General features: G+C 68.1%; 1 protein-coding gene and 2 pseudogenes. All 3 read right to left on the reverse strand.

Features of this window, described 5'->3' with window-relative positions; translation table 11 throughout:
* Positions 1-217, reverse strand: a pseudogene (locus G6019_RS11890) (hypothetical protein); the annotation flags it as partial.
* An 18-nt stretch (positions 218-235) separates the two neighbouring features.
* Positions 236-1,105, reverse strand: a complete 870-nt coding sequence (locus G6019_RS11895) for an alpha/beta fold hydrolase (protein ID WP_107757842.1) — start codon at positions 1,103-1,105, stop codon at positions 236-238.
* 298 nt (positions 1,106-1,403) lie between these two features.
* Positions 1,404-2,039, reverse strand: a pseudogene (locus tag G6019_RS11900) (prolyl oligopeptidase family serine peptidase); the annotation flags it as partial.

A 2,039-nucleotide genomic window follows, 5' to 3' on the forward strand; every position in this document is an offset into this window, starting at 1 on the left:
CGTAGGAGCCCTCGAAGATCTCGGCGAGCAGCTCGGTGATGTCGCGGTGGCCGGGTGCGGGGCGGTCGAGAAGGACGATCGCGACCGGGGTGCTCTTCCAGGACAGGTCCTCGCCGGTCCGCGGGTCCACGGCGCCTCCGCCCCCGGTCCCGTCGCCGGTCTGCTGGTCGGAGCGCGCGTCGGCGGTGGGCTGGTCGGGCTGCGGCGACTCGCTCATGTCCCCGAGGCTAGCGGGTCAGTTGAGCAGGAAGTCGATCACCAGGCGCTCGAACTTGTCCTTCTGCTCGATCATCGCCCAGTGGCCGCAGCGCGAGAAGGCGTGGAGCTCGGCGCGGGGGAGCTGCCGGAACGCGAAGTGCGCCTGCTCGTAGGGCAGCATGCGGTCGTCGCGGCCCCAGATGAGCAGCGTCTCCTGGCGGATCTGGGAGGCCCGCGCGTACAGCGGTGTGTAGGCGTTCTCGGGCTTGAGGATCGAACCGAAGATGGCGTACATCCGCTCGACCGCGCCGGGGGCGGTGGCGGCCTCGGTCCTGGCCCGGATGAGCTCGTCGGATACGACCTTCTTGTTGCCCACCATCGTGTCCACCCAGGCGGCCATGGACTCGTCGGAGGGCGAGGCGAGGAAGTCGAACAGGCGCCGGGAACCCTCGCTGGGTTCGGGGGTGAACAGCGGCGCCGCCAGGCCGCCGGGGCCCATGAGCGCCATCTTGCGGACGCGGCCGGGGTAGGCCAGCGCGGTTTCACAGGCCACGTTTCCGCCCATCGAGTTGCCGATGATGTCGACCTTCTCGATCCCCTTGGCCTCGCAGAACGCGTCGATCGCCTCGGCGGCGATCAAGGGATAGGCCTTCTCCCAGTCGAGGTCCGAACTCCTCCCGAAACCCGGCATGTCGAGCAGGATCGTGTGGAATCGCTCGGCGAAGACCGGGAAGTTGCCCGCGAAATTGGACCATGCGGTGACGCCCGGGCCGGAGCCGTGGAGGAAGAGCACGGGCACGGCGCTCTCGGGCTCCGCGACGCTCTGCTCTCCCGCCTCGTGGAAGTGCAGCTCGAAGCGGCCGGCGGTGAGGGTCTTGCTGGTGGACTCGAAGTCGAGGGCGCTCATGGGGGCCACGATACTGGAACAGGTTCTAAGTACCGGTGGCCTCGACCGAAAAGGTGGCCTGAGGGGGCGAGGGTCGGCCAGGGGCCGAGAAGGTGGCGGGGTGAGAGACAAGTCAGCCGCGCGGGGAGTCCCAGAACATCCCCGCGCGGCGATGACGAGGACTCTACTCGGAAATTCTCATGTGACAAGTAGATAACGATTGTGGTGTCGGTCACATCGTTGATATGGCCTCGACCGGTCACTGCCGCGCAGGATGGACGGCGGCATGTTGACGGTGTGTCCAGATTCCGCTCTACTGTCAGCGCATCACACGACTCAGGAACGCGGTGGCATCCGGTATCGCCGCGTAGACCGTCCCGCTGTGGTCCCTGTCCGGATAGACGTGGAGTTCGAGCGGTTGACGGTTCAGCGTCATTTCCGCCGCGAGCGACAGCGCCGAGGGCGCGGGCACGTCCAGGTCGAGCAGACCCTGGCCCAGGAAGACCGGGCGATCGTATCCGGTGGCCGGAGTCCCCATGTACCGCTGCAGGAGCCCGAAGACGTCCGGGATGTCCCTGACCGGCCTGGTCAGGGCCTGCGATACCTGGAAGTCTCCCACCGCGTCCCGCATGTCCTCGTAGCAGAGGTGTTCTGCGGCATCGACCATCTCGCGGCCGCGAGGGGTGAGGAAGGCATCGAGTCCCACCTCAGGGTGCTGGTCACGAAGTCCGGCGAGGATGTAGAGGGCGTAGAGGTTCAGGCCCGTGGGCAGTGACACGGGAGGGAAACCGGGCCCACCCCACTGGAAGAGGTGCTCGAGGTTGGCCGGCGCACCCGTGGCCACGACGCCCCGGAAGTCCAGCCCCGACGGTGCGCCCAGTTCGGTGGCCCGGGTGGCGGTGACCAGGGCGGCGCCTGCGCCCTGCGACTGCCCCACCGCCGCCCAGGTCGGGGA

Source organism: Dietzia sp. DQ12-76 (genome assembly GCF_014145045.1).
In the GTDB taxonomy this organism is placed as follows: domain Bacteria; phylum Actinomycetota; class Actinomycetes; order Mycobacteriales; family Mycobacteriaceae; genus Dietzia.